Origin of the sequence: Phenylobacterium haematophilum, from assembly GCF_014196295.1 — a bacterium.
GTDB classification, from domain to species: Bacteria; Pseudomonadota; Alphaproteobacteria; order Caulobacterales; family Caulobacteraceae; genus Phenylobacterium; species Phenylobacterium haematophilum.
Genome location: NZ_JACIDK010000001.1, coordinates 1023371 through 1048202 on the forward strand (window position 1 = coordinate 1023371; position 24832 = coordinate 1048202).

Consider the following 24832-nt stretch of genomic DNA (forward strand, 5'->3'; position numbering starts at 1 on the left):
CTCAGACCTTGATCGGCGGCGCCAGGCGGATGTGCAGTTCCTTGAGCTGCTTTTCCAGCACCTCCGAGGGCGCGTTCATCAGCAGGTCCTGCCCCTGCTGGTTCAGCGGGAAGGCGATGACCTCGCGGATCGCGGTCTCACCGGCCAGCAACATGACGATCCGGTCGATGCCGGGCGCCAGGCCGCCGTGAGGCGGCGCGCCGTGGCGGAACGCGTTCAGCATGCCGCCGAACTCTTCCTCGACGACGTTGGCGCCGTAGCCGGCCAGTTCGAACGCCTTCACCATCACCTCGGGGAGGTGGTTCCGGATCGCCCCCGAGCACAGCTCGTAGCCGTTGCACACGATGTCGTACTGGAACGCGCGGATAGTCAGCGGGTCCTGGTTCAGCAGCGCGTCGAGGCCGCCTTGCGGCATCGAGAACGGGTTGTGCGAGAAGTCGACCTTCTGCTCTTCCTCGCTCCACTCGAACATCGGGAAGTCTACGATCCAGCAGAACTTGAATTGGTCTTCGTCGACCAGGTTCAGGTCCGTGCCGACCTTAGTGCGGGCGGCGCCGGCGAACTTCACGAAGGCCTTGGGATCGCCGGCCACGAAGAAGGCCGCGTCGCCCTGGCCCATGCCGATCTGTTCCATCAGCGCCTGGGTCGCGTCGGGACCGAGGTTCTTGGCGATCGGGCCGCCCCAGCCGCCCTGGTCTTCCGACCAGAAGATATAGCCCAGGCCCGGCTGGCCTTCGCCCTGCGCCCAGCTGTTCATGCGGTCGCAGAACGCGCGGCTGCCGCCCTTCGGGGCCGGGATCGCCCAGACGGCGTTCTTGGCGTCTTCCAGAATGCGCGCGAACAGGCCGAAGCCGCCGCCGCGGAAGCGCTCGGAGACGTCCTGCATGACGATCGGGTTCCGCAGGTCGGGCTTGTCGGTGCCGTAGCGGGCCATCGACTGCAAGTAGGTCAGGCGCTCGAAGCCCTGGTGCTCGATGGTCTTGCCGAAGTCGTCCACATAGGACATCGGCTGGTCGATCGGCGAGACGCGCTTGCCGCCGCCGAACTCCACGAACACCCCGTGCATCACCGGCTCGATCGCGGCGAACACGTCCTCTTGGGTCACGAAGCTCATCTCGACGTCGAGCTGGTAGAACTCGAGCGAGCGGTCGGCGCGCAGGTCTTCGTCACGGAAGCACGGCGCGATCTGGAAGTAACGGTCGAAGCCCGAAACCATCAGCAGCTGCTTGAACTGCTGGGGCGCCTGCGGCAGCGCATAGAACTTGGTCGGGTGCATCCGCGAGGGGACCAGGAAGTCGCGCGCGCCTTCCGGCGACGAGGCCGTCAGGATCGGCGTCTGGTACTCCAGGAAGCCCTGCTCGATCATGCGGTTGCGGATCGAATGGATGACCTTCGAGCGCAGCACGATGTTCCGGTGCAGCGTCTCGCGCCGCAGGTCCAGATAGCGGTGCTTCAGGCGGATCTCTTCCGGATACTCCGGCTCGCCGAAGACCGGCAGCGGCAGTTCGGCGGCTTCCGACAGCACCTCGACCGAGCGCACGCGCACCTCGACCTCGCCGGTCGGCAGATTGGCGTTCACCGTCTCTGGGCTGCGGGCCACGACTTCGCCGTCGACGCGGATGACGCTCTCGGCGCGCAGGCGCTCGATGACGTCGAAGCCGGGAGTCTCCGGGCTGATCACCAGCTGGGTCAGGCCGTAGTGGTCGCGCAGATCGATGAAGACGAGACCGCCGTGGTCGCGCTTGCGGTGGATCCAGCCCGAAAGACGGACGGTCTGGCCCGTGTCGGCGGCGCGAAGAGCGCCTGCGGTATGGGTGCGGTAGGCGTGCATGGGGAGTCGCTAAGGCTCTGAAAATCGAGGGCGGAAGGGCGCATGTAGGGCCCCGAAAGTCAAGGCGCGCGCCCAATCCCTCCCCTCGGCGCCCTACTTCGCCGGGTCGACCAGGGCCTGATAGACCAGCGTCCTCGTCAGGCCCTCACGTCGGGTCCGCCGCCGCTCTTATCCGCACGGCTATTTCGGCTTGAACCGCTTGCTGGTCGGGAAGCCCTTGGGCGCCAGCTTTCCGGCCGCAGCACGCCGGCCCAGCCACTCGCGCCACTCGCCCCAGACACGGGTGCGGCCGGCCGTGTCGATCCAGGTCGCGCCTTCTTCAGCGTTGAAGATCACCCCGTCGCGCAGGCCGCCCTCGCGGTAGGTCTGCAGCTTCACCCCCTTGCCGCGCGGCATTTCAGGCAGCTCGGACAGCGGGAAGATCAGTATCTTGCCGTTGTCGCCGATCACCCCGAAGTGGTCGCCGCTCATCGGCATGGCGAAGGCCGCGCCCTTTGCCCCGGCGTTCAGCACCTGCTTGCCGGCCCGGCGGAAGCTGACCGCCTCCTCTTCGGGCAGGATGAAGCCGTAGCCTTCCTTCGAGGCGATGACCCGCTTGGTCCCCGGCTTATGGGGGAAGATGTCGATGATGTCGGTCTTGTCGTCGAGGTCGAGCATCAGCCGCAGCGGTTCGCCGTGGCCGCGCGCACCCGGCAGCTTATCGCAACCGATGGTGAAGAACCTGCCGTCCGAGGCGAAGATCAGCAGCTTGTCGGTGGTCTCGGCCGCGACGATGAAGCCGAGCTTGTCGCCTTCCTTGAACTTCAGCTCCGACGGGTCCTCGACCTTGCCCTTGGCGGCGCGGATCCAGCCGCGCTCGGACAGGATCACCGTGATCGGCTCGCGCACGATCATCGCTTCCATGGCCGCCTCGGCGTCCACCACCGGAGCAGTGTCGAAGATCGAGCGACGCTTGCCGAGGTTGGTGTCGGGGCCGAGGATGGCGCGCACGTCCTTCAGGCCGACGCCGACCAGACGCCACTGCGCCCGGTCCGAGGCGAGCATCTTGAGCAGCCCGTCGCGTTCCTCCGCCAGCTCGGCATGCTCGCGCCGCAGCTCCATCTCCTCCAGTTTGGCCAGTTGGCGCAGCCGGGTGTTGAGAATGGCGTCGGCCTGGATGTCGGTCAGCGCGAAGGCTTCGATCAGCTTGACCTTGGGCTCGTCCTCGTAGCGGACGATGCGGATCACCTCGTCGAGGTTCAGGAAGGCGATGACCAAGCCGTCCAGGATGTGCAGGCGGGCTTCAATCTTATCCAGACGGAAGCGCGCACGCCGCACCACCACCTCGCGGCGGTGATCCAGGAACGACTGCAACAGCTGGCGCAGACCCATGACGCCCGGCGCGCCCTTGGCGTCCAGCACGTTCATGTTGACCGAGAAACGGCTCTCCAGCGCCGAGAGCTTGAACAGGCTCTCCATCAGCACTTCGGGCTCGACGTTGCGGTTCTTCGGTTCGAGGACCAGCCGCACGTCCTCGGCGCTCTCATCGCGCACGTCGCCCAGCAGCGGCGCCTTCTTGGTCTCGATCAGGTCGGCCAGCTGCTCGACCAGATCAGCCTTCTTCACTTGGTACGGGATCTCGGTGACGACGATCTGATAGGTCCCGCGCCCGGTGTCTTCCTTCTCCCAACGCGCACGCACGCGGACGCCGCCGCGGCCGGTGGCGTACGTCTCCAGCATGCTCTCGCGCGGCTCGACGATCACCCCGCCGGTCGGGAAGTCAGGGCCCTGGACGTGCTCCATCAGCCGCGCGGTGTCGGCGTTCGGATCCTCCAGCAGCACCAGGCAGGCGTCGATCAGCTCGGCGGCGTTGTGCGGCGGGATCGAGGTCGCCATGCCGACGGCGATACCGCTCGAACCATTGGCCAGCAGGTTCGGGAAACCGGCCGGCAGCACCACCGGCTCTTCGTCCTCGCCGTCATAGGTCGGGCGGAAGTCGACCGCGTCTTCGTCGATGCCGTCCAGCAGCAGCTGCGCGGCCACGGTGAGCTTGCACTCGGTGTATCGCATGGCGGCGGCGTTATCGCCGTCGATGTTGCCGAAGTTCCCCTGCCCATCGACCAGCGGGTAGCGCTGCGCGAAGTCCTGAGCCAGGCGCACCAGAGCATCGTAGACGGCAGTGTCGCCGTGCGGGTGGTACTTACCGATGACGTCGCCGACGACGCGGGCGCACTTCTTGGCCGTCGTGTTCGGGTCCAGCCGCAGCTGGCGCATCGCGTACATCAGCCGCCGGTGCACCGGCTTCATCCCGTCGCGCACGTCAGGCAGCGCCCGTCCAGTGATCGTCGAGAGCGCATAGGCAAGATACCGCCGAGACAGCGCCTCGGTCAGCGGCTCGTCGATGATGCGGTCGCCTTCGCCGTCGCCCGGCGGGGGGATGTGCTTGGTCATGGTCGAATCAAACTCGCAGTTCAGTCCCGTTCTAACGGGCGACACGACGGAAGTCGCCGCGGCCGATCGGGCCTAAAGCCGCTCGGCTTCGCTGAGCCGCTCCACCAGCCAGACCCGCGCGGGCGGCAGCGGCTTGTTGATCGGCCCGAAGACGAACAGCTCCAGGAAGTGGGCGGTCAGGTCTAGCCCGGCCTTCACGTCGCCGACCGCCAGTCCGGTCTGGGCCGACAGCATGAACGGCGGCAGCGGCAGCAGCCGATCCTTGTAGGGCTCGCCGGCCTTGCGGCTCACCGCTCGGCCGGTGCGCGGACTGACATAGATGAGATCGTCAACCTCGCCGGTCGCCGCGCACTTCGACAGGTCCATGCCGAAACCCAGCTCCTGCAGCAGTCCGGCCTCAAAGCGCACGAACACCGCCGGCCAGATCTCAGGCAGCATCAGCGCCGAGGTCAGCGCCTCGAAGGCCAGAAATACGCCGGGATGCGGCTCGCGCTCGGGCAGCGCTGCAGCCGCCACCGCCGCGGCGGCCGACAGTCCGGCCAACGCCATGCGGTCGTCGAACAGCGCCGAGGGCCCCTCGCCGACCGGTTCCAATTGCGCCGAGCCGAGTTGGTCGGACACCCGTGCGCGATAGTGCAGGATGGTCCGCGCCCCGGCCTGCAGGAACGGCTTCATGCGCCGAGAGGCGCCGCCGGCGACGTGCGCGACGTACTTCCCGTGCCGCGCAGTCAGCAGCTCGACGATCGCTCCGGTCTCGCCATGGGCGCGCGCCGACAGCACATAGGCGTCGTCTTCGAACTCCATCAGCCGTGCGCCACCGGGATCATGACGCTCAAACTAGGGTGCTAGGCGTCGAAATCCAGGCCCACGTCGCCGTAGAACTCGCGCTTGTCCGCCCAGCGCTCGTCGACCTTGACGTGGAGGAACAGGTGCACCGGCCGATCGAACAGCTCGATAAGTTCCTCACGGGATTTCTGACCGATCCATTTCAGGGTCTGGCCGTTCTTGCCCAGCACGATCGGGCGCTGGCTTTCGCGCTCGACATAGATCGACTGCTCGATCCGCACCGAACCGTCCTTGCGTTCCTGGAACGCCGTGGTCTCGACCGCCGCGGCGTAGGGCAGTTCCTCGTGCACGCGCAGGAAAAGCTTCTCGCGGGTGATCTCGGCGGCCAGCAGCCGCGCCGAAAGGTCGGCGGTCTGTTCCTCTGGATATAGCCAGGGGCCCTCGGGCATCAGTTCAGCCAGCCGCGCCTTCAGGTCGTCGACGCCCTGGCCGTCGGCGGCCGAGATCATGAACACCTCGGAATAGACGCCCGTTTCGAACAGGCGTTGAGCCAGGCCGAGCAACCGTTCGCGCTTGATGCCGTCGATCTTGTTGAGCGCCAGGATCACCTTCTTGCCGGCGGTCTTCAGCCCCTCGACGATCATCTGGACGTCTGCGGCCGACCGCTTGTCGGCGGACTTGGCGCCCGGTTCGTCCGCGGCCAGCTCGGCCTGCACATCGACCAAGTGCACGGTGACATCGGCCTCGTCCGCCCCGCCCCAGGCGGAACGCACCATCGCCCGGTCCAGCCGGCGGCGCGGCGAAAAGATGCCGGGGGTGTCGACCAGCACGATCTGCGACTCGCCGGCCATGGCGACGCCCCGGACGGGGAAGCGGGTGGTCTGGACCTTCTGGGTCACGATCGTGACCTTCGCCCCGACCAGGCGGTTGGTCAGGGTCGACTTGCCCGCATTCGGGGCTCCGATAATCGCGGCGAAGCCGGCGCGGGTGGTCATTGAGATCCTTCGCGTTTGAGCAACATCACCAGGGCCGCGGCCTTCTCGGCCTCCTGACGGGAACGGCCTTCGGCGAGTTCAGGTTCATAATCGCCCACGCTCACCGAGACGGTGAACGAAGGCGCGTGGTCCGGGCCTTCGCGCCCGACCACCTTGTAGAGCGGCAACGGCAGGCCGCGGCCCTGGGCCCACTCCTGCAGCTGGGTCTTGGGGTCTTTGACCTGCGGCGCATCCAGGCGCTCGAACTCCTCGGCCCAGAACTCCAGGAAGAAGGTGCGGGCCGCGTCCAGCCCGTCGTCGACATAGATCGCCCCGATTAGCGCCTCGCACGCGTCGCCGAGCACGGTGTCCTTGTCGCGCGCGCCGATCTTGCTGGCGCTGGGCGCCATGCGCAGCGCGTTGGGCAGTCCGATACGCCGGGCTACCCGGGCGCAGGCGTGGTAGTTGACGAGCGACGCCATCAGCCGGCTCATCTCGCCTTCCCGAGCCTCGGAGTTCAGCGCCATCAGCCGCTCTGCGGCGAGCAGGTTCAGCACCCGGTCGCCCAGGAACTCCAGCCGCTCGTAATGGCGAACCTTCAACGCGCCGTCGCCGACGCTGGCATGCGTCAGCGCGCGCTCCAGAAGCTCGCGGTCTTGGAAGACGTGGCCGATGCGGCCTTCCAGTTCGGCGACCGCGACTTCTCGTCTGTTCATTGGAGGATGTTGAAGAACCGGCTGGGCCGGGCGTTCATGACCCAGGTCCAGGGCTTGAACAGCGACGCTCCCGGGTTCCAGGACAGCAGGATGATCTGCGCCTTGCCAACCAGGTTCTCGGCCGGGACAAAGCCGACCCCGATCTCGGCCGGCACGCGGCTGTCGAGCGAGTTGTCGCGGTTGTCGCCCATGAAGAAGTAGTGGCCTTCCGGAACCACGAAGGTCGGCGTGTTGTCCACGTCGCCGTCGGGGCCGAAGTCGTAGGTAATGAAGGTGCGGCCGCCCGGCAGCGTTTCCTGGAAGCGCTGGACGTTGCGGGTGAAGCCGTAGCCGGAGTCGATCATCACCGGCGGCAGTTCCTTGTCGATGACTTCCTTGCCGTTGACCCACAGGCGCCCCTGGCGCATCTGCACCCGGTCGCCCGGCAGGCCGATCAGCCGCTTGATGTAGTCGGTGCGGCCGTCGCGCGGCAGCTTGAAGACGATGATATCGCCGCGTTCGGGCGAGCGCTCCATGATCCGCCCCTTGAACAGCGGCGGGCTGAACGGGATCGAGTGGCGCGAATAGCCGTAAGAGAACTTCGAGACGATGATGTAGTCGCCTTCCAGCAGGGTCGGCTCCATCGAGGCCGACGGAATCGTGAACGGCTGGAAGAACAGGACGCGCAGAAACAGCGCGATCAAAAGCGCGTAGGCGACGGTCTTCACGATCTCGACGAAATCGTTCACCCCGCTGGCTTTTTCAGAAGCGGTCTCTGCGCGGTCGGTCATCTTCAATCCTTAGCCCGAAGCAGCGGGCAGTTCGCCTAGCTAGACGTTGCATGGGCCTTGAGCAAGCGCGCGACGGAGGACTCTCCTTGTGGCGCGATACGGCCTTTTTGCGGCAGATCAAGCAAACTCCAGGCCAGCATTGAGCTTTCCTTCGCGCGCGCCCCTACGACGAGATATTCAGCGCCCCTGGCGTGACCCCGCAACTTTCCTGCCTTGCCCGCCGCATTTGCGGGAGTATCAACCCCTCATGACTCGTCCAGGCCTGCCGCTGACCCATGTGCTGCTCGCCCTCGCCGTCGTGGCGGTGTGGGGCACCAACTTCGTCGTTATCCGCATCGGCCTCGACCACCTGCCCCCGCTGACCTTCGCGGTGCTCCGCTTCACCTTCGCCCTGCTGCCGGCGGTGTTCTTTCTCAAGAGGCCGGCCGTGCCCTGGAAGAACCTCGCCGCCTACGGCGTGCTGATCGGCGCCGGCCAGTTCGGCCTGCTCTACATCGCCATCAACGGCTTCATCTCACCGGGCCTGGCCTCGCTGGTCGTGCAGACCCAGGTGTTCTTCACCATCGGTCTGGCCATGTGGCTGGCCAAGGAACGCCTGCGCAGCTTCCAGGTGGTCGCCCTGGCGCTGGCCGCCATCGGACTGGTCGTGATCGTCAGCCACAACACCGACGCCTCGGTCACGCCGCTGGGGCTGGCCCTCGTGCTGGCCGCCGCAGCCAGCTGGGCCGGCGGCAACGCCTTCTCGCGCGCCGCGGGCCAGGTTAACATGCTCGCCTACGTGGTCTGGGCCAGCCTGTTCTCCGTCCCGCCGCTGCTGGTCCTGGCCCTGGTGTTCGAAGGGCCGACGGCGATGATCGAGGGCGTCCGCGCCGCCGACGCGGCCACCTGGGCCGCGGTGCTCTGGCAGTCGGTCGGCAACACCCTCTTCGGCTACGCCGCCTGGGGCTGGCTGCTGTCGCGCCACCCGGCCGCCACCATCACCCCGATGGCCATGCTGGTGCCGGTGTTCGGCATGGGCGCCTCAGCGGTGTTCCTGGGCGAAAGCCTGCCGGCATGGAAGCTGCTCGCAGCCGCCCTGGTGATGAGCGGCCTGGCGCTGAACATCTTCTGGCCGCGCCTGGAGCGGCGTCTGGTCCGAGCCTAGCTATCTCACGACGCCGGGACGAGCCTGGAGGGACGCCCTACTCCGGCACCGCCTCGATGATCACGAAGGCCTGCGCATAAGGGTGGTCGTCGGTCAGCGACAGGTGGATCACCGCCTTGTGGCCCGGCGGCGTCATCTTCGCCAGCCGCTCGGCCGCGCCGCCGGTCAGCGCCATCGTCGGTTGGCCCGAACGCATATTGACCACGCCCATGTCGCGCCAGAACACTCCGGCCCGCATGCCCGTGCCCAGCGCCTTGGCGCAGGCTTCCTTGGCCGCGAACCGCTTGGCGTAGCTCGACGCCTGATCCGGCTTGCGCTCAGAGCGCGTGCGTTCGATATCGGTGAAGATGCGGTTGGTGAAGCGCTCGCCGAACCGCTCCAGCGTATCGGCGATACGGCGGATGTCCGACAGGTCGGACCCGATGCCGATGATCACGCCGCTTTCCCCACCCGCGCTTCGTCCATCAGGGCGCGCATGCGATGGATCGCCGGCGCCAGTCCCACGAAGATCGCCTCGCCGATCAGGAAGTGGCCGATGTTCAGCTCCATCACCTCAGGAATCGCCGCGATCGGCTTGACGGTCTCGTAGTCGATGCCGTGGCCGGCGTGGACTTCCAGCCCCAGCCGCCCGGCTTCCGCCGCCGCGGCCCGCAGTCCCTCGAGCAGCGCCGGGGCGTCGGGCGAGCGCTCGCGCACCGCGTCGCAGTAGGCGCCGGTGTGGAACTCCACCACCTGCGCGCCCATCGCCTTGGCCGCTGCCGCCTGGGCGGGGTCGGCGTCGATGAAGCACGAGACCCGCACGCCCGCGGCGACCAGCTTGCTCACCACCGGGGCGATGTGGCTGTGGCCGCCGACCACGTCGAGACCACCCTCGGTCGTGCGCTCCTCGCGCCGCTCGGGCACCAGGCAGGCCGCGTGCGGCAGGTGAGCCAGGGCGATGGACTCCATCTCCTGCGTCACCGCCATCTCGAAGTTCAGCGGCCGCCCGCGCTTGCGGGTGATCGCCGCCAGCGCCTCGATATCGGCGTCGGAGATGTGACGCCGGTCCTCGCGCAAGTGGGCGGTGATCCCGTCGGCCCCGGCGGCGATGGCCAGTTCGGCCGCGCGCACCGGATCGGGATAGCTGCCGCCACGGGCGTTCCGGATGGTCGCCACGTGGTCGATGTTCACGCCCAGCCGCAGCTTGCTCACTTGCTCAGTCTCCGGCTGCCCGGGTCCTCGACGGGGATGGCCGCCAGCTCTGGCGGCAGCTGGTCGGCCGGATAGGCCGGAACGTCCAGCCGCGCCAGGGCCACGAACGGCGCCCCAGGGTCGGCCCGACCGCCGGAACGATCGACGATGCAGGCGGCGACGACCACATCGCCGCCGGCCTTCTTGATGGCTTCGACGCACTCGCGCGACGACAGGCCGGTCGAAACGATGTCCTCGACCATGGCGATCCGTGCGCCCGACGGGATTTCGAAGGCCCGGCGCAGCTTGAACTCGCCGCCTTCGCGCTCGACGTACATCGACGGCACGCCAAGTTGGCGCGCGGTTTCGTAGCCCGGGATGATGCCGCCCACGGCCGGTGAGATGCAGAGGTCGACCTCGCCCACCGCTTCCTTGATCTTCTCAGCCAGCGCCTTGCACAGCCGCGCCGTACGCTCCGGATACTGGAACACCAGGTTCTTCTGCAGGAACGTCCCGGAGTGCAGGCCGCTCGACAGCACGAAATGGCCTTCGCGCAGCGCGCCCGAGGCGCGGAATTCTTCCAGGACGTCTTCAGTGTTCATGTCGGATCTCCTGACCTTGCGGATTACCCAACGCCCGCCATGCTGTCATCGACCAATTCGCGTCGGGAGGACGGACCGGTGAAGCTGTTCCAGACCTATGACTCGCCATTCCCCAGCCGAGTGCGGCTGCTGCTCTACGCCAAGGGGATCGAGGTCGAGATCATCCATCCGCCCGGCTTCGGCGCCTCGGAAGAGACCAAGGCCGAGTATCTCAAGGTCAATCCGATCGGCCGGGTGCCGACCCTGGTGCTCGATGACGGTCGGGCCCTGCCCGAGTCGGAAGTGATCTGCGAGTATCTCGAAGACGCCTATCCGGAGCCCGCACTGCGGCCCGCCGATCCCTGGGCGCGCGCGCAGATGCGGCTCCTCTCGCGCATCTGCGACTTCTACGTGGTCATGGCCATGGTCCCGCTGTTCAACCTGGCCGGCCGTTCGCGCCGCCACTGGGAGCCGGCGGTGGTCGAGGCCGCCGCCGACAAGCTGGCCGAGGCCCTCGCCTATCTCGAAACCTTCATCGGATCCGACGGCTATGCGGTGGGTCGCAGCCTGACACAGGCGGACGGCGCCATCGCCCCGCAGCTGGTTCTGGCGAGCGAATGGATTCCCAGCGTGTTCGGCACGCCCGACCCGTTGCTCGCCCTGCCTCGGTTGGCCGCCTATTGGAAAGCAATCCAGACCGACCCGATCATCGCGCGCATCCTGAACGAGACCCGCCAAGGCATCGTGATGCAGCAACAGACCGCCCACGACCGCGCCGCCCGGGCGGTCTGACACATCGCCGTCTACCGCTTGAAGGCCTTGGGCCGCTGGGGCCCTCAACGCAGCCGACCGGGCCCCCTGACCCAGATGGTCAAGACCGCCGAAGCGGCGCGCCCTAGCCTCCGAACCCTGCAAGATCGGGCCGCCGGCCGCTCCAGCCAGACACCGCCTCGAACGCCGCCGCCAGGGCGACGACCGAGGTCTCGTCCGCCATCCGGCCCATGATCTGCAGCCCAGCGGGCAAGCCTGCGTCGGTCAGCCCCATCGGCACGCTGGCGGCGGGCAGGTCCAGATAGTTGCCGGCCCGCGTCATGGCCGAGAACGGTGAGGCGGTCTCATCGACGTCGTCGATCGGCGGCGGCGGGATCGGCAGGGTCGGCGACAGCAGCGCCGCATAAGGCGCCATCCAGTCCTGGAACTCGCGCTGGTCGGCCGCCCGCCGCGCCAACGCTTGGGCCAATTGGGCGTCGGTCGCATCGCGCCCAGCCTCGAAACGCTTCACCACCCAGCGGTCCATCACCTCGCCGTTCGCGGCGATGTGCGCGCCGCGCGCCCGCCAGCCTTCGGCCGCCATCAGCCAGCCGTTCGGGATGAAATAGTCGGCGAACGGCCTCGGCGTGCGGGCGGTCTCGATCTCCACGCCCAGGTCCGCGAGCTTCCCGATGGCGGCGCCATAGAGCGCGGCGACCTGCGGATCGATCGCCGGCATGTCCTCCATCGCCAGCACGGCGATCTTCCAGCCGCGCACGTCGCTCGCCAGCGCGGCGGCGGCGTCGAAGCGGGGGCGCGCCGCGCCGGCGACGTCCGGGCCCGAGATGACTTCCAGCACCCACGCGGCGTCCGCGACCGAGCGCGCCAGCGGCCCTAGCGTGTCCAGGCTGGGGGCCAGGTCATGCACGCCTTGCGTCGGCGCCAGTCCCCGCCCCGGCTTCAACCCGACCACCCCGCACGCCGCCGCGGGGATGCGGATCGACCCGCCGGTGTCGGTGCCCAGGGCGACGTCGCACAGCCCGGCTGCGACCGCCACGGCCGAGCCGCTTGACGAACCGCCCGGCGCCCGGTGCACCGCCGCGTCCCAAGGGTTACACGGCGCGCCGACGGAGCGATTGGTGCCCCAGCCGCCGAACGCCAGCTCCACGGTATGGGTCTTGCCGACGGCCACATAGCCGGCGTCGAGCAGCCGCTGCACCGCCAGCGCATGAACCGCCGGCGCCGCGTCCAGCGGAACCAACCCGCCGCCGCCGGTGGGCACGCCCGCCACGTCGATCAGGTCCTTGACGGCGAAGGTCGGCCCGCTCCCTGCCCCCAGCGGCGGATCGAACACCTGGGTGAAGGCGTGCAGCCGGCCGCCCAGGCGGCGTCGCTGATCGATGCTCACCACGTCCAGCTCCAGTCTTTGGCGGTCGCCCGGCAGCCGCCGTCGCTCCAGCCGGTCCAGCCACGGCCGCGCACCACCTGGCCGCTCAGTTCCCCGGTCGGCTCTCCATCCTTCAACGCCTGCTTGCCGTTGACGAACACGTCGCTGACCCCGACCGCGAACTGCTTGGGATTTTCGTACGTGCCGACGTCGCCGACCGTCGCCGGATCGAACACCACGACGTCGGCATAGTAGCCGGCTTTCAACATCCCACGGTCTTTCAGCCCCAGGTTCTGGGCCGGGAACGCCGATAGCCGCCGAACGGCGTCGGCCAGGCTGGTCGTCTTCTCCTCGCGCACATACTTGCCCAGCAGCCGGGCGAAGTTGCCGTAGGCGCGCGGATGGGTGCTCGATTTCAGGAACACTGCCTCCGGCGCCTGGGCCGAGGCGTCCGAGCCGAAGCTCATCCAGGGCAGCGCCGTCTGCCGCGCCACATTCTCCTCCGACATCAGGAAGTAGACAACCTGCACCCGGCTTCCGTCCTCGATCACCAGGTCGATGGCGGCGTCCTCGGGCGAGACCCCTCGGTCCTTCGCGACCTGCGCCAGGGTCTTGCCGGTCAGCCCCTTCATCGCCGGGTTCTTGAACCCGACCAGCAGCGTCCCCTCCGCGCCGGCATGGCGATAGAGGTTCTCGAAGTCCGGTTTTTCCTGGCGCATTTCGGCGATGACCTTGGCGCGGGTCGCTGGGTCCTTCATCCGCCCTATCCAGGCCTCCACCCCGCCGGCCTGCACCCACGGCGGCATCGCCGCGTCCAGCCCGGTGGATCCGGCGGTGTAGGTGTACATGTCGGCCGTGATCCGGTGGCCCGCCGCCCGCGCCGCCTCGATGCGGGCGATGGCCGGATCCAGCTTGTCCCAATTGGCCTTGCCGGCCTGCTTCAGGTGATAGATCTCGGCCGGCGCCCCCGATCGCCTCGAAATCTCGATCAGCTCGTCGATGGCCTCCAGCAGCCGGTCGGCCTCCGAGCGCATGTGGCTGATATAGATGCCGCCGCAGCGCCCCGCCTCGGTCGCCAGCGCCACCAGTTCCGGCGTCTCGGCGTAGCTCGCCGGCGCATAGATCAGCGACGAACCCACCCCCAGCGCGCCGTCCTGCATCGCCTCGACCACCAGTTTGCGCATGGCGACCAGTTGCTCGGGCGTAGGATCGACGTCGCCCTCGCCCAGCACGTGCTCGCGCACTGTCGCCGCGCCGACGAACGAGGCGACGTTCAGCGCCGATCCGCGCTTTGTCAGCCAGGTCAGGTATTCGTCCAGACTGGTCCAGCCGATGTCGTACTTGATGTCGCCCATGCGCTGGGTTTCCAGGCGCTTCATCTCCGGGCTCAGCGGGCCCATCGACGTCCCCTCGCCCATCACCTCCAGCGTGACGCCCTGCTTGAGGTCCGACAGCCCCCGCGGATCGGCGATCAGGCTCTCGTTGGCCCAGGACAGCATGTTGACGAAGCCCGGCGCCACGGCCTTGCCGCCCGCGTCGATGTCTTTGCGCGCGCTCTCCGGCGCCTTGGGGCCCACATAGACGATACGGTCCTCGGCGATCGCCACGTCGCCTTGGAAGGGCGCCTGCCCCGAGCCGTCATAGATCTGCGCGTTGCGGATCAGCACGTCATAGGCCGGCGGCGAACTCGCCTGGGCGGCGGTGGTGGCGAGCAGGATGGCGGCGAGCGCGAGCGGTTTGTGCATGCCTTCCATGTGACGGGAGAATCCGCCCCGTGTCAGGCCCCGCAGAACGTGCGTCCACTCACTTATTCCACCTCACCGGGAACCGATGCGGCCCTGCGTGGTTATCAGACATGTCTACGGACATGCCCGATCCCCGAAACGCAAATTCGAGATCGGCTCAAAGCCCAGGAGTGCTGACCGGCCTCCTGGGCTTTTCACATCGACTCTCTCGGTGGCGGAATTTTTGTCGTCAGCCCGGAACCCATCGGCTCGGTCGTCCGTTGAGAAGACGGTTGGAGATGAAAATCGAAAACCAGCCCGACAAATCAGCCAGCAATGGAAAACGATAGTCGGACTTGAAGCCCGGCGGGTCCTCGACCCCCGGGCTTCGCTGTTTTGGGGCTGGCGCCTGAGCCTCGGAACACCCGCCGTCTCCGCCCGTTTGCCGCAGAGGCCGGCCCGCGTGCCGGCTCCACCAGGTACGGAGTCCCGACATGAAAGTCGCCGATTGCATGACCCGCAACGTGAAGATGGCCAGCCCGCAGGAGTCCTTGCGCGACGCCGCGCGGATGATGGCCGAGCTCGACGCCGGTATTCTGCCAGTCGCCGATGGCGATCGGCTGGTCGGCATGATCACCGACCGCGACATCTGCGTGCGCGGCGTCGCGCTGGGCAAGGGCCCGGACGACAAGGTCGCCGATGTGATGAGCCGCGAGGTGAAATACTGCTTCGAGGACGACGACAGCGACGCCGTCCTGCGCAACATGGGCGATATCCAGGTGCGCCGCCTGCCCGTGCTCAACCGCGACAAGCGGCTGATCGGCATCGTTTCACTGGCGGATCTCGCCTCCATCGGCCAGACCTCGCGCACCGGCGAGGCGCTCGGCGGCATCGTCCGGCCGGGCGGCGAACACTCGCAGTCGGTCCACTGAACGAAGGGGCGGCGCTCGATCCGCGCCGCTCCCTCACCCCTTGGCGCGGTCGACCGTCTCGATGCTGGGATAGGCGCGGAGCGCCGCGGCGATGTTGGTCAGGTGCCGGGCGTCCTTCACCTCGATGTCGAAGTCGACGTCGAAGAAGTCCGATTGCCGCCGGTGCATGCGTAGATTGACGATGTTTCCGCCCGCCTCGCCGATCGCCGTGCAGGCCTGGCCAAGCACGCCCGGCGCGTTACGGATCGTCGCTGTAAGCTTGGACAGCGTCACCGTGTTCCGCTCGGCCTCGGCCGTCCATTGCAGGTCGCGCCACAGTTCCTCGCGGTCCTCGAACTCGGCAAGCCGCGCGCAGTCGATGGTATGGACCGTCAGGCCCGTGCCGTCCGGCTCCAGAATGCCGACGATGCGGTCGCCGGGCACCGGCGTGCAGCACTGGCCGAAGTTCAGCGACACGCCCGGCGTCAGCCCGCCGCCACGCACATAGAGCCGCGCACCCTTGCCGCCTTCGATCCGCCGCGTCGCCGTCGCGGCCTCGCGATCGGCGGCCTTCAGACCGGGGAAGATCACGTCCAGCACCTGGGTCGGCGAAATCCGGCCGCGTCCGACCAGTTCGAACAGATCTTCCTCGGTCGGCACGGCGAACCGCTCCAGCGACGGCTTCAGCAGCACGTCCTTGCGCGACTTGCCGGCCCGCTCGAAGGTCTGGTCGAGGCTCGCCCGCCCAAGCCGCACGAACTCTTCGCGCTCGGTCTGGCGGATGTGCCGGCGGATCGCCGAACGCGCCCGCCCGGTGACAGTCAGCGAGCGCCAGTCCGGCGGCACCACCGGCTTCGGCCCAAGGATCACCTCAACCACGTCGCCGTTCTGCAAGGTCGTGCGCAGCGGCTTCAGCTCGCCGTTGATCTTCACCCCGATGCAGGTGTCGCCGACATCGGTGTGGACCGCATAGGCGAAGTCCAGCGGCATGGCCCCGCGCGGTAGGCTGACCAGTCGCCCCTTCGGGGTGAACACGAAGACCTGGTCGAGATACATCTCGAGCTTGGCGTGCTCGACCAGTTCCTCGACGTCCCCGCCATGCTCCAGCACCTGCACCAGATGGCGCAGGTTGACCAATGGGTCGCGTCCGCCGCCGGCGGCCTGATCCTCGGGATCGAAGCCGTAGGACGAATTCTTGTAGCGCCAGTGCGCCGCCACGCCGTCCTCGGCGATCCGGTCCATGGTCTCGGTGCGGATCTGCATCTCGATCCGCATGCCCTTCGGGCCCACAACGGTCGTGTGCAGCGAGCGGTAGTTGTTCCGCTTCGGCGTCGAGATGAAGTCCTTGAAGCGCTCGGGCACGCTGGGCCAGGCGCGATGAATCACGCCTAGGGCCGCGTAGCAATGCGCCTCGGTATCGACGATCACCCGAAACGCGTAGATGTCGGAAAGCTGAGAGAAACCAATCGATTTACGCTGCAACTTGCGCCAGATCGAATAGGCGTTCTTCTCCCGCCCGAAGACCCGCGCCGGGATTCCGGCCGCCTCGAGCTTGGCGGCGATTTCGCCGGAGACGATCGAGACCGCCGCCCCCTGCTCGATGCGCAGGGCTTCCAGACGCCGGCCGATCGCGTCGCGCGCCACCGGGTTCAGATGCTCGAAGCAAAGCTCTTCCAGCTCGGTGCAGATGCGGTGACAGCCGATCGAGCGCGCCAGCGGCGCATAGATGTCCAGCGTCTCGCGCGCGATCCGCTCGCGCTTGGCCGGACTGGAGATGTAGTGCAGCGTCCGCATGTTGTGCAGGCGGTCGGCCAGCTTCACCATCAGGACTCGCACGTCCCTGGAGATGGCCAGGATGAACTTGCGCAGGTTCTCGGCCTGCTTGGTCCGCTCGCTGTTCAGTTCGAGCTTGGTGAGCTTGGTCACCCCCTCGACCAGCTCGGTGATCTCGGGCCCGAACAGGCCGCGGATGTCGTCAGGCGTGACCGGGGTGTCCTCGATCACGTCGTGCAGCAGGGCGGTGACGATGGTGGCGGTGTCCAGCCGGTAGTCGGTCAGGATTCCCGCCACCTCGATCGGATGGGCGAAATAGGGGTCGCCGGACGCACGCTTCTGAGACCCATGCATGCGCATGGCGTAGACATAGGCGCGGTTGAGCACCGCCTCGTCGGCGGTCGGGTCGTAAGAGCGGACCTTCTCGATCAGCTCGTACTGGCGAAGCATCTTCGGCCGCTGCTTAGCGACCGGCGCGTCGGTTTTATCGGCGGGCGGTGGTTGAGGCGCCGCCGTGACGGTGAGAGGTTCTGCGCCTTCCGGGCTCAGTACCGCTCCTCCTGGCCGCCGTCACGGTCGCTCTGAAGCGCGCGAACCAGTTCCAGCTCGCTCATCTGCATGTGGGTCGGATCCGCCAGCAGGGCCAGGGTTTCGGCCTCTTCCTCGGCTTCCGAACGCTCATCGACGCGCTGCAGCGTGCCGATCAGGTTTTCCCGCAGGTCGTCGGCGTCCACCACGTCGTCGGCGATTTCGCGCAGCGACACGACGGGGTTCTTGTCGTTGTCACGGTCGACCATCAGCGGGGCGCCGGCCGAAATGGCGCGGGCGCGATGCGCCGCCAGCAGCACGAGGCTGAAGCGGTTGGGGACCTTCTCGACGCAATCTTCGACGGTGACGCGGGCCATGGAATCCTCAGAGGGGCGGTAGAACCGAACAAAATAGAGGCTTCGCGGCGATTGTGCAACGCCGCATGGCGGTCCTGCGGCGGGTTAGATGCCGCAGAGCCCGGCTTCGCGCAGCACGTCGTCGGTGGTTTCGAACATCGCACTGGGCCGCTGCGCCTGCAGGATTTCGGGCGTCGCGTAGCCCCAGGTCACCGCTCCGGCCGCCAGCCGCACCTTCCGCGCCGCCTCGATGTCGCGCACCTCGTCGCCGACGCTCAAGACGTCGGCGTCCGCCACGCCGGCGGCGCGGATCACCTGGCGGAACTTGGCCGCCTTGCCGAAGATCGACGCGCCGCAGCCGTAGTGCGCGACCAGCCCGGCCAGTTCGGGCCCCAGCACCCGACGCACCACCGCCTCGCTGTTCGAACTCACGATCGCCACCTTCACCCCGCGCGCGGACAACCGGCGCAGCATGTCGGCCACACCCGGAAACAGGTCGATCGAGGGCGCAGCCTCGGCCGCAAGCTTGCGTATGTGCGCGGCGATGAACGGCAGCTTCCAGGGGCTGACCTTCAGCGCCTGCATGATCTCGCGGTTCGGCCGCCCGCGCAGGCGCGCCATTTCGGCGAGGTCGATCTCGCGAAAACCATAGCGCCGCGCCACGCCGTTCAGCGCGCCGGCGAACCAGGCGGCGCTGTCGGCCAGCGTGCCGTCGAAGTCGAAGATGATGAGCCGATAGCCCACGGGACGTTCCTGCCGCCTCGAAAGGGGCCGGGCCGTATACCCGCATGACGCGTGCGTCAACTTCGCGCGCGCCCCTGCGACGTTAAAGCGGGGCCGCGTCCAATCCGACCGTGGCGCTGGCCGCCAGTTCCGCCGCGGTGCGGCCAAGCACCGGATGGCGCCAATCCGGCGCGATCTGCGCCAGCGGCCCCATGACGAACAGCCGCTCGTGCGCCCGCGGATGCGGCAGCGTCAGCTCTGGGTCGTCGGAGACGATTCGTCCGTGCGCGATGAGGTCGAGGTCGAGAGTCCGCGGAGCATTCCGGACGCTGCGCATGCGTCCGAATTCGTTCTCCAGCATGAACAATGTTCGGATAAGCGCCTCGGGCGAAAGCCGAGCCTCGACAAGCACAACGCCGTTGCGATACTCCTGATCGCTCGGGTCGGGCCAGGCGGCGGAGCGCCACCAGGACGACCGACGCAGGATGGGCAATCCCGCCTCCGCGAAACGAGCGAGCGCCGCCTCGAGAAGGGCTTCGGACGATCCATAGTCGCCGGCGACATTTCCGCCCAAGGCGACAACCGCAGCATCGTTCGGATTTACGCCCAGAGACATTTTCGCAGGATTATTCGCACTCATGACCTTCTACCCCACGGACAGGCTGGCGCTCTTCATTGACGGAGCGAACCTGTACTCCGCCGCCAAGGGGCTGGGCTTCGATATCGACTATCGCAAGCTGCTGGAAGAGTTCCGCAAGCGCGGCGTGCTGGTGCGGGCCTACTATTACACCGCCCTGGTCGAGGATCAGGAGTATTCGCCGATCCGCCCGCTGGTCGACTGGCTCGACTACAACGGCTTCCGCCTAGTGACCAAGCCGGCGCGCGAATACACCGACGCCCAGGGCCGCAAGCGCTGGCGCGGCGACATGGACGTCGAGATCGCCGTCGACATGATGGAGATGGCCAGCCACGCCGACCATCTGGTGCTGTTCTCCGGCGACGGCGACTTCCGCGTCCTGGTCGAGGCGGTCCAACGCCGCGGCGCCCGCGTCACCGTGGTCTCGACCGTCAAGTCTCAGCCGCCGATGGCCTCCGACGACCTGCGCCGCCAGGCCGACAACTTCGTGGACCTGGCCGACCTCGCCGACATCATCGGCCGCCCCTCGCGTCTGCCGCGCTTCATCCAGGAAAGCCGCGCCGCGCGCGACGAACACGACGTCGACGCCGAACTCTGATGTCGGTTGAGCTCTGGGGCGCCGAACCGCCCCGCGACTGCCCGCTGTGCCCGCGCCTGGTCGCCTATCGCCAGGCGAACGCGGCCCAGAACCCCGACTGGTGGAACGGCCCTGCGCCCTCCTTCGTCCCGGTCGGCGGACCACAGAGCGTGCGCTTGCTGGTGGCGGGCCTGGCGCCAGGCCGCACCGGCGCCAACCGCACCGGCCGCCCGTTCACCGGCGACCATGCCGGCTGGATGCTCTACGACACCCTGTTCAAGACCGGTTTCGCCAACGACAAGTTCGACGCCCGCATCGACGACGGGCTCGAACTGTACGAGTGCATGATCACCAACGCGGTCCGCTGCGCCCCGCCCGGCAACAAGCCCGAGACCAGCGAAGAGAACACCTGCCGGCCATTTCTGACCCAGCGGTTCAAGGACCTGCCCAACCTGAAGGTCATCGTCACCCTGGGCGACGTCTCGCGGCGTAATATCCTGAAGGCGCTGGGCCTCAAGGCTTCCGCCGGCATTCCGGGACACGGCACGGAGTTCCAGGCCGGGCCCTACATCGTGTTGAACAGCTACCACTGCTCGCGGCTCAACACGAACACCGGCCGTCTGACCGCCGAGATGTTCGAGGCCGTCTTCCGCCGCGCGCGCCAGCTGATCGACGCCTAGACCGGCCCGCTCCAATAGAAGTACCGCCAGGCTTGGGTGAACCCGGCCCGCCGATAGAGGCTGCGCGCGCCGAGGTTGCCCTCCTCGACCTGCAGGAACACGCGCTCCACGCCGCGCGCTTGAGCGGCGCCCGCCAGACCCGCCAGAACACGCCCGGCCAGCCCCTCCCCGCGTCGCGAAGCGTCGGTGCGCATCCCATGCACGCTGGCCCAGCCATGGCCGAATGCGGCGACGCCGACCGCGAGGGTCCGCTCTCCTTCCGAAATCCCGCCATAGACCGCGTCAGGCGAGCGGGTCAGCGCCGCCACGCGGCTGCGGCCGTCGGCCTCGTCGAACCCCTCGCTCGTGAACACGCTCGCCCAGCCTGCGTCGGGCGCGTCGGCGATCATCGCAGCCGCCGCGCCGCGCGCCGCCGCGATCATCGCAGCCGCCGCGCCCACCTTCACCAGGGTCGGTTGCTCGAAGCCGTAGCCGCGCCGCGTCAGCTCGGCCCGAACGCTCTCCAGCCCGGGCGCATCGGCGATCCGGAACGCCGGCGCCAGGCCGCGCTCGGTGAACGCCGCCTCGATCTCGTCGATGACGCCCGGGTCGGCCGCCAGCTCGTGGCTGAGCGGAACGGCGCTCGCCGCCCGGCGGATCGTCCCCGCGTTGAGGGCGACCAGCCAGCCGGCGATCTCGAGCACTTCGTGCGGCGCCACGGCCGCGACCGTCGCCCGCTCGATCGCCTCGACGTCAGCCACGGTCGCGAAGCAGCCGGGCCTTGTCGCGGGCCCAGTCGCGTTCGGCGGTGGCCTCGCGCTTGTCGTGCAGCTTCTTGCCCTTGGCCAAGGCGATCTCCAGCTTGGCCAGCCCCTTGTCGTTCCAATAGAGCTTGGTCGGGATGATCGTGCGGCCTTCGCGCGTCACCGCCCCGATCAGCTTGTCCAGCTGCTTGCGATGCAGCAGCAGCTTCCGGTGCCGCCGCGGCTCGTGGTTGAAGCGGTTGGCCTGGGCGAAGGGGGGGATGTCGGCGTTGATCAGCACGACCTCGTCGCCCTCCACCGAAGCGTAGGACTCGGCGATGTTGGCTCGGCCGTTGCGCAGGGATTTGACCTCCGATCCGGTCAGGACCAGGCCCGCCTCGAACGTCTCCTCGAGGAAGTAGTCGAACCGCGCGCGGCGGTTTTCTGCGATCAGCTTACCGGTCATCAGATGACGCCGGCTTCCCTCATCCCGGCCAGGACCTCGGCGCGCGAAGCTTCGGACGCCGGCACGATCGGCAGGCGCGCGTCCTCGGCGCAGAGGCCGAGGTGCGAAAGCGCGAATTTGGTCGGGGCCGGCGAGGCGTCCGTGAACAGCGAGCGGTGCAGCCGGAAGAGGCGGTCCTGCCAGTAGAGCGCGGTCTGCCAGTCGCCGCCCATGGCGGCGTTGTAGAAGGTCGCGCACAGGTCCGGAGCGATGTTGGCGGTCACCGAGATGCAGCCATGGCCGCCATGGGCCATGTAGCCCAGCGCCGTCAGGTCGTCGCCCGACAGCAGCACCCAGTCCTCGCCGCACAGCTGGCGCTGCACGGTGGCGCGGGTCATGTCGGCGGTGGCGTCCTTGATGCCGACGATGTTGGGCAGCTTCGACAGCCGGCCCAGGGTTTCGTTGCTGATGTCGACAGACGTGCGGCCCGGCACGTTGTAGACCAGCACCGGCAGCTGAACCGCCTCGTTGATCGCCGCATAGTGGGCGTAGAGGCCTTCCTGGCTCGGGCGATTGTAGTACGGCGTCACCACCAGGGCGGCGTCCGCACCGATGGTCTTGGCGTGCTGGACCAGTTCGATCGCCTCGTCCGTCGAGTTGGAGCCCGCGCCGGCGACCACCGGCACGCGGCCTGCGGCGGTCTTCACGGCCAGCTCGACCACCCGGCGGTGCTCATCATGAGAAAGCGTCGAGGTCTCGCCTGTCGTGCCCACGGGCACGATGCCGTGGACTCCGCCCGCGATCTGACGCTCGACGAGGGCGACGAACGCCTTCTCGTCCACGGCGCCGTCGCGGAAGGGAGTCACCAGGGCAGGCATCACGCCCTTGAACAACGAATCTGACATGGTCTGCAAAAAGCCGTGAAAGCGAGGCCAGTTGTTGCGGCCTCATGATTTGGCCGGACAATATGGCGGGGCGACCCCGCGCCGCAACATAGTTTCATCCTTCCGCGAATCCGGAGTTCGTCACCTTGCCGCCCAAGGCCCGTAAAGCGTTTCTGACCACCGCCTCGATCGCCCTGCTGGCCACCATGGCCAACGCCCAGGCGCCGACCGGAGGCGCCCCGGCTCAGGGACCCTACCGGCCGTTCGCGGGCGTCGACCGGCCGCCGGCCGACGGGCCCCGCCCCATTGAGCTGACCCAGACCCCGCCGACGGCCTATCGCCAGTCACTGTCGATGACCGACTCGGCGACCCTCAGCTCGGCGCTGGCGGCGGCCAAACGCGGCGACGTGACCACCGCCCGGTCGGGCATCGCCGCCCTCTCCGACCCGATCGCCAAGAAGCTCGCCACCTGGGCGCTGGTCGATTCCGCCGTGGAATCGATGTCGTTCTTCGAGGTCGACCAGGCCCGCCGCGACCTCGCCGGCTGGCCGCGCGCCAATCGCCGCCAGCTCGGCGCCGAGAAGCTGCTGGAGACTTCAGGCCAGACGCCGCAGCAGATCATCGCCTGGTTCGGCGGCTCAGAACCCCAGACCGCCGAGGGCGCCATGGCCCTGGCCAGCGCCTACCAGGCCAGCGGCCGCCAGAAGGACGCCGAGGACCTGATCCGCCGCTTCTGGCGCGACAAGCTGTTCGAAGTCACGCCCCAGCGCACCATGCTGAGCCGCTTCGGCTCGATGCTGACGCCCGAGGACCACGTCCGCCGCGCCGACATCCTGCTCTACGGGCCGCAAGGCCCGGCCGCGCGCGATATCCTTCCGCTGCTGCCGCCCGACCGGCTCCAGGTCGCCCAAGTGCGGATGGCCTATCGCGCCGGCTCCTCGGCCGCCAACGACCAGGCCAACGCCCTGCCCGGCAATCTGTCCAACGATCCGGGCGTCGCCTTCGAGCGCGCCAGCTACTACCGCCAGCGCAACCTCGAGACCCTCGCGCTCGCCAACCTCCGATACTTCCCGACCGATCTGGCGCACGGCGACATGGCCGACCGGATCTGGGCCGAGCGCTATCGCCTGATCCTCTACGCGCTGCGCAACAACGACTCCGCCGGCGCTTACGCCGCCGCCGCCAACAGCGGCCTGACCACGGGCGCGCCCGCCGCCGACGCGGAGTTCTACGCCGGCTGGATCGCCCTCACCCGGCTGAAGAAACCCGACCAGGCCGCCGTCCACTTCGCCAATCTGGAACGGATCGGGCAGTCGCCGATCACTCGCGGCCGGGCCTTCTACTGGCAGGGCCGAGCCGCCGAGGCGCGCGGCGACCAGAACGCCGCCAAGGGCTACTATGCGGCCGGCGCCAAGTTCAACACCACCTTCTACGGACAGCTCGCCACCGAAAAGCTCGGCCAGCCGCTGGTGCTCGGCGCCGATCCCCAGATCACGCAAGCCGACCGCGCCCGCTTCGAGAGCCGCGACACCGTCCGCGCCGCCCGGCTGCTCTACGAGATCGGCAATCGCGATCTCTTCAAGACCTTCGTCCTCGCCCTCGACGACATCCTGCCGACCGTCGAGGAGCAGGCCCTGTTGGTCGATCTGGCCCGTGGCTATGGCGACCAGGACACCTCGATGAAGGTGGTCCGCACCGCCGCCCAGCGCGGCTTCATCCTGCCCGAGCGCGGCTATCCGCTGCGCAACCCGCCGCCGGTGGCCGGCGCGCCGGAGCCGGCCCTGACGCTCGGCATCACCCGCCAGGAAAGCGGCTTCGATCCCATGGCCCGCTCGGGCGCCGACGCCCGCGGCATGATGCAGCTGCTGCCCGCCACCGCCGCCAGCACCGCCCGCGGCCTCGGCATGAGCTACGACGTCTCGATGCTCTGGCAGCCGGATTACAACATGCAGCTGGGCCAGGCCTTCCTCGGCCGGCAGATCAACAACTTCTCCGGCTCTTACCCGATGGCGATCGCCGCCTACAACGCCGGCCCCGGGCGCCCCCCTCAGTGGGTCCAGTTCTGCGGCGATCCGCGCGGCGGCTCCACCGACCCGATCGATTTCGTCGAGTGCATCCCGTTCTCAGAGACGCGCAACTACGTCATGCGGGTCATGGAGGGCATGCAGGTTTACCGCGCCCGCCTGGCCGGCGGCTCGGCCCCGATCACCCTGACCGCCGACCTCAAGCGCGGCTCCTATGGCGGTTACGCCGGCCCGGTCGGGCCGCAGCCGCAGCTGCCGATCGGCGGAGCCAGCACGCCGGTGCCGAACCCCTGACGTCGATCTCCTGAC

Annotated in this window: 24 protein-coding genes; 6 read left to right on the forward strand and 18 right to left on the reverse strand. The window is 68.2% G+C overall.

The window, feature by feature from the left end; genetic code table 11:
* Position 1: 1 nt before the first annotated feature.
* The 6 genes from aspS to lepB form a co-directional block, all read right to left on the reverse strand.
* On the reverse strand, positions 2–1831 hold the full coding sequence (gene aspS, locus GGQ61_RS05120; protein ID WP_183770266.1) for an aspartate--tRNA ligase: 1830 nt from the start codon (positions 1829–1831) through the stop codon (positions 2–4).
* 180 nt (positions 1832–2011) lie between these two features.
* On the reverse strand, positions 2012–4261 hold the full coding sequence (parC, locus tag GGQ61_RS05125) for a DNA topoisomerase IV subunit A (protein WP_183770268.1): 2250 nt from the start codon (positions 4259–4261) through the stop codon (positions 2012–2014).
* A 72-nt stretch (positions 4262–4333) separates the two neighbouring features.
* Positions 4334–5065, reverse strand: a complete 732-nt coding sequence (gene recO, locus GGQ61_RS05130; protein ID WP_183770270.1) for a DNA repair protein RecO — start codon at positions 5063–5065, stop codon at positions 4334–4336.
* A 41-nt stretch (positions 5066–5106) separates the two neighbouring features.
* A complete protein-coding gene (gene era / locus GGQ61_RS05135; RefSeq protein ID WP_183770272.1) occupies positions 5107–6042 on the reverse strand; it encodes a GTPase Era in 936 nt (311 codons plus the stop codon).
* Positions 6039–6737 (reverse strand): ribonuclease III, encoded by a 699-nt coding sequence (gene rnc, locus GGQ61_RS05140; protein ID WP_183770274.1) that lies wholly within the window; start codon positions 6735–6737, stop codon positions 6039–6041. Before rnc ends, era begins: the two co-directional genes overlap by 4 nt.
* On the reverse strand, positions 6734–7507 hold the full coding sequence (gene lepB / locus GGQ61_RS05145; protein ID WP_183770276.1) for a signal peptidase I: 774 nt from the start codon (positions 7505–7507) through the stop codon (positions 6734–6736). The genes rnc and lepB overlap by 4 nt, the downstream gene beginning before the upstream one ends.
* A gap of 247 nt (positions 7508–7754) precedes the next feature.
* Here lepB and GGQ61_RS05150 point away from each other — a divergent pair, with 247 nt between their 5' ends.
* Positions 7755–8651, forward strand: coding sequence for an EamA family transporter (locus GGQ61_RS05150; RefSeq protein WP_183770278.1), 897 nt, complete (start codon positions 7755–7757; stop codon positions 8649–8651).
* Positions 8652–8688: 37 nt separating this feature from the next.
* Here the strand turns inward: GGQ61_RS05150 and acpS are convergent, their stop codons facing one another.
* From acpS to pyrE, 3 genes are read right to left on the reverse strand one after another with little or no spacing between them, the layout of a single operon-like run.
* A complete protein-coding gene (gene acpS / locus GGQ61_RS05155; RefSeq protein WP_183770280.1) occupies positions 8689–9087 on the reverse strand; it encodes a holo-ACP synthase in 399 nt (132 codons plus the stop codon).
* Entirely contained in the window at positions 9084–9842 is a 759-nt protein-coding gene (locus GGQ61_RS05160; RefSeq protein ID WP_183770282.1) for a pyridoxine 5'-phosphate synthase, read from the reverse strand. The genes acpS and GGQ61_RS05160 overlap by 4 nt, the downstream gene beginning before the upstream one ends.
* Complete coding sequence (pyrE, locus tag GGQ61_RS05165; protein ID WP_183770284.1) at positions 9839–10423, reverse strand: orotate phosphoribosyltransferase; 585 nt, start codon at positions 10421–10423, stop codon at positions 9839–9841. Before pyrE ends, GGQ61_RS05160 begins: the two co-directional genes overlap by 4 nt.
* Positions 10424–10501: 78 nt before the next feature.
* On the opposite strand from pyrE, the gene GGQ61_RS05170 reads away from it, so the two are divergent.
* The gene (locus GGQ61_RS05170) at positions 10502–11194 is read left to right on the forward strand and encodes a glutathione S-transferase N-terminal domain-containing protein (RefSeq protein ID WP_183770286.1); all 693 of its coding nucleotides are present in this window, start codon (positions 10502–10504) and stop codon (positions 11192–11194) included.
* 103 nt (positions 11195–11297) lie between these two features.
* Here the strand turns inward: GGQ61_RS05170 and GGQ61_RS05175 are convergent, their stop codons facing one another.
* Both GGQ61_RS05175 and GGQ61_RS05180 read right to left on the reverse strand, forming a co-directional pair.
* On the reverse strand, positions 11298–12560 hold the full coding sequence (locus GGQ61_RS05175) for an amidase family protein (RefSeq protein WP_183770288.1): 1263 nt from the start codon (positions 12558–12560) through the stop codon (positions 11298–11300).
* Entirely contained in the window at positions 12557–14284 is a 1728-nt protein-coding gene (locus GGQ61_RS05180; protein ID WP_183770290.1) for an N-acyl-D-amino-acid deacylase family protein, read from the reverse strand. Before GGQ61_RS05180 ends, GGQ61_RS05175 begins: the two co-directional genes overlap by 4 nt.
* A 473-nt stretch (positions 14285–14757) precedes the next feature.
* Between GGQ61_RS05180 and GGQ61_RS05185 the strand changes: the two genes are divergently transcribed.
* Positions 14758–15195, forward strand: a complete 438-nt coding sequence (locus tag GGQ61_RS05185; RefSeq protein ID WP_183770292.1) for a CBS domain-containing protein — start codon at positions 14758–14760, stop codon at positions 15193–15195.
* A 33-nt stretch (positions 15196–15228) separates the two neighbouring features.
* Here GGQ61_RS05185 and GGQ61_RS05190 read toward each other — a convergent pair whose 3' ends face one another.
* The 4 genes from GGQ61_RS05190 to folK form a co-directional block, all read right to left on the reverse strand.
* Entirely contained in the window at positions 15229–17397 is a 2169-nt protein-coding gene (locus GGQ61_RS05190; protein ID WP_183770294.1) for a RelA/SpoT family protein, read from the reverse strand.
* A 95-nt stretch (positions 17398–17492) separates the two neighbouring features.
* Positions 17493–17852: a DNA-directed RNA polymerase subunit omega gene (gene rpoZ, locus GGQ61_RS05195; protein WP_183770296.1), complete on the reverse strand. Its 360-nt coding sequence runs from the start codon at positions 17850–17852 to the stop codon at positions 17493–17495.
* A gap of 84 nt (positions 17853–17936) precedes the next feature.
* On the reverse strand, positions 17937–18575 hold the full coding sequence (locus GGQ61_RS05200; RefSeq protein ID WP_183770298.1) for an HAD hydrolase-like protein: 639 nt from the start codon (positions 18573–18575) through the stop codon (positions 17937–17939).
* 82 nt (positions 18576–18657) lie between these two features.
* Positions 18658–19194, reverse strand: coding sequence for a 2-amino-4-hydroxy-6-hydroxymethyldihydropteridine diphosphokinase (folK, locus tag GGQ61_RS05205; protein ID WP_343056034.1), 537 nt, complete (start codon positions 19192–19194; stop codon positions 18658–18660).
* On the opposite strand from folK, the gene GGQ61_RS05210 reads away from it, so the two are divergent.
* Together GGQ61_RS05210 and GGQ61_RS05215 are read left to right on the forward strand one after the other, a co-directional pair.
* Entirely contained in the window at positions 19193–19789 is a 597-nt protein-coding gene (locus GGQ61_RS05210; RefSeq protein WP_183770301.1) for a LabA-like NYN domain-containing protein, read from the forward strand. The genes folK and GGQ61_RS05210 overlap by 2 nt on opposite strands.
* Positions 19789–20448 (forward strand): uracil-DNA glycosylase, encoded by a 660-nt coding sequence (locus GGQ61_RS05215; RefSeq protein ID WP_183770303.1) that lies wholly within the window; start codon positions 19789–19791, stop codon positions 20446–20448. Before GGQ61_RS05210 ends, GGQ61_RS05215 begins: the two co-directional genes overlap by 1 nt.
* Here GGQ61_RS05215 and GGQ61_RS22600 read toward each other — a convergent pair.
* The 3 genes from GGQ61_RS22600 to dapA are packed head-to-tail and all read right to left on the reverse strand — an operon-like array spanning position 20445 to position 22520.
* Entirely contained in the window at positions 20445–21188 is a 744-nt protein-coding gene (locus GGQ61_RS22600; RefSeq protein ID WP_183770305.1) for a GNAT family N-acetyltransferase, read from the reverse strand. The genes GGQ61_RS05215 and GGQ61_RS22600 overlap by 4 nt on opposite strands.
* Positions 21181–21636: an SsrA-binding protein SmpB gene (gene smpB / locus GGQ61_RS05225; protein WP_183770307.1), complete on the reverse strand. Its 456-nt coding sequence runs from the start codon at positions 21634–21636 to the stop codon at positions 21181–21183. The genes GGQ61_RS22600 and smpB overlap by 8 nt, the downstream gene beginning before the upstream one ends.
* Positions 21636–22520 (reverse strand): 4-hydroxy-tetrahydrodipicolinate synthase, encoded by an 885-nt coding sequence (gene dapA, locus GGQ61_RS05230; RefSeq protein WP_183770309.1) that lies wholly within the window; start codon positions 22518–22520, stop codon positions 21636–21638. The genes smpB and dapA overlap by 1 nt, the downstream gene beginning before the upstream one ends.
* A gap of 125 nt (positions 22521–22645) precedes the next feature.
* Between dapA and GGQ61_RS05235 the strand changes: the two genes are divergently transcribed.
* The gene (locus GGQ61_RS05235) at positions 22646–24817 is read left to right on the forward strand and encodes a lytic transglycosylase domain-containing protein (protein WP_246370448.1); all 2172 of its coding nucleotides are present in this window, start codon (positions 22646–22648) and stop codon (positions 24815–24817) included.
* Positions 24818–24832: the final 15 nt, after the last annotated feature.

Excerpts from the sequence above, each read along its gene's own strand:
- rpoZ (WP_183770296.1), bottom strand. The coding sequence starts at position 17,852 with ATGGCCCGCGTCACCGTCGAAGATTGCGTCGAGAAGGTCCCCAACCGC.
- lepB (WP_183770276.1), bottom strand. The coding sequence starts at position 7,507 with ATGACCGACCGCGCAGAGACCGCTTCTGAAAAAGCCAGCGGGGTGAAC.
- GGQ61_RS05190 (WP_183770294.1), bottom strand. The coding sequence starts at position 17,397 with ATGCTTCGCCAGTACGAGCTGATCGAGAAGGTCCGCTCTTACGACCCG.
- recO (WP_183770270.1), bottom strand. The coding sequence starts at position 5,065 with ATGGAGTTCGAAGACGACGCCTATGTGCTGTCGGCGCGCGCCCATGGC.
- dapA (WP_183770309.1), bottom strand. The coding sequence starts at position 22,520 with ATGTCAGATTCGTTGTTCAAGGGCGTGATGCCTGCCCTGGTGACTCCC.
- smpB (WP_183770307.1), bottom strand. The coding sequence starts at position 21,636 with ATGACCGGTAAGCTGATCGCAGAAAACCGCCGCGCGCGGTTCGACTAC.
- aspS (WP_183770266.1), bottom strand. The coding sequence starts at position 1,831 with ATGCACGCCTACCGCACCCATACCGCAGGCGCTCTTCGCGCCGCCGAC.
- GGQ61_RS05185 (WP_183770292.1), top strand. The coding sequence starts at position 14,758 with ATGAAAGTCGCCGATTGCATGACCCGCAACGTGAAGATGGCCAGCCCG.
- GGQ61_RS05215 (WP_183770303.1), top strand. The coding sequence starts at position 19,789 with ATGTCGGTTGAGCTCTGGGGCGCCGAACCGCCCCGCGACTGCCCGCTG.
- era (WP_183770272.1), bottom strand. The coding sequence starts at position 6,042 with ATGACCACCCGCGCCGGCTTCGCCGCGATTATCGGAGCCCCGAATGCG.
- rnc (WP_183770274.1), bottom strand. The coding sequence starts at position 6,737 with ATGAACAGACGAGAAGTCGCGGTCGCCGAACTGGAAGGCCGCATCGGC.
- pyrE (WP_183770284.1), bottom strand. The coding sequence starts at position 10,423 with ATGAACACTGAAGACGTCCTGGAAGAATTCCGCGCCTCGGGCGCGCTG.
- GGQ61_RS05180 (WP_183770290.1), bottom strand. The coding sequence starts at position 14,284 with ATGCACAAACCGCTCGCGCTCGCCGCCATCCTGCTCGCCACCACCGCC.
- parC (WP_183770268.1), bottom strand. The coding sequence starts at position 4,261 with ATGACCAAGCACATCCCCCCGCCGGGCGACGGCGAAGGCGACCGCATC.
- folK (WP_343056034.1), bottom strand. The coding sequence starts at position 19,194 with ATGAGTGCGAATAATCCTGCGAAAATGTCTCTGGGCGTAAATCCGAAC.
- GGQ61_RS05150 (WP_183770278.1), top strand. The coding sequence starts at position 7,755 with ATGACTCGTCCAGGCCTGCCGCTGACCCATGTGCTGCTCGCCCTCGCC.
- GGQ61_RS05210 (WP_183770301.1), top strand. The coding sequence starts at position 19,193 with ATGACCTTCTACCCCACGGACAGGCTGGCGCTCTTCATTGACGGAGCG.